The sequence below is a fragment of the Seonamhaeicola sp. ABD4_175 genome (assembly GCF_056160885.1).
This window is the reverse complement of record NZ_JBSWYC010000016.1, coordinates 1-970: the sequence shown is the minus strand read 5'-3', so window position 1 is coordinate 970 and position 970 is coordinate 1. Positions and strand designations below refer to the sequence as shown.

1 protein-coding gene is annotated in these 970 nt (G+C 32.1%); it reads right to left on the bottom strand.

The genetic code is table 11. The features are described 5' to 3' along the window. Positions 1-234: 234 nt before the first annotated feature. Positions 235-780: a hypothetical protein gene (locus tag ACXAG4_RS15510; protein WP_475297007.1), complete on the bottom strand. Its 546-nt coding sequence runs from the start codon at positions 778-780 to the stop codon at positions 235-237. Positions 781-970: the final 190 nt, after the last annotated feature.

The following is a 970-nucleotide window of genomic DNA, read 5'->3' as shown; positions in this document are numbered from 1 at the left end:
ATCCTTTCTTTGAGTGAAAGTCGTCTGTGTTTTGAACTCATATTACAAATCTATAATTTTAGATTTGTTGCGTTAAGTTATTGAATAGACCTAGTTTTTCTCAAATGACGCACAACGGTCTCGGCTATGAGTAGTTGCGTGGTTTAGCACGAAACTTTGCAAGTACACACCAAGCTGAAAATCCGCGAGGATTTTCAGAAGTAGGCGAGAACAAGCAATTACTTATAGCCATTGTTAGGCATAGTTTTTTATTATTTTAAAAATTAGAAAGAAAATGAAAAGAACTAATATTCCAAAACTATAGATTCTTGCACCAAGATTAAAAGCTCTATAATTTCTTTCCGTGTTTAATGAGCCAAGTTTATGTTGAGTCAATAGGTCAATTCTTTGAGAGTCCAAATCGTATTCTTTTGATATTTCTATTAATTCCTCGATTTTCTTGCTATTAATGTATCTCCAACTAATAAATCGTCTAGGATAATTTTTTATTTTTTCAATCTGTTCAATTTTAAAACGTACTGTCATATTAATCAATCCGATTGTAAATGCCGTAAACGAACATATTCCAAAAATTACTATAATGATTTTAAATACAATTCCATTATTATATTCGGCAAACAGATTCATTATTGGGCTTAGACTAGCAATAGAACCACCAGATATCGTTACTAGTCCCAATAATTTAGCCTCTCCATATCTTTGCCAGCCAATTTGGTTTTCCAAAGCATATCTCAAGGCTTCAATATTTTTATTTTCTTCTTCTCTTTTCTTTTTGCTCACAGTTTTGGTAAATTATGCCTAACGGTTCGTATATGGAAAGTTGCGTGTTTGTGAGCGGCGATTTTCCGAAGGAAAATCGGAAGCAAGCAAAAGAGCAACTTCCATTTGTTTAAGGTAAAACTAGCAATTTTTTATATACAATGTTAGTTTTAGTGCTTTTTTTTGATTGAAAATCAGTCGGTAACCAAAT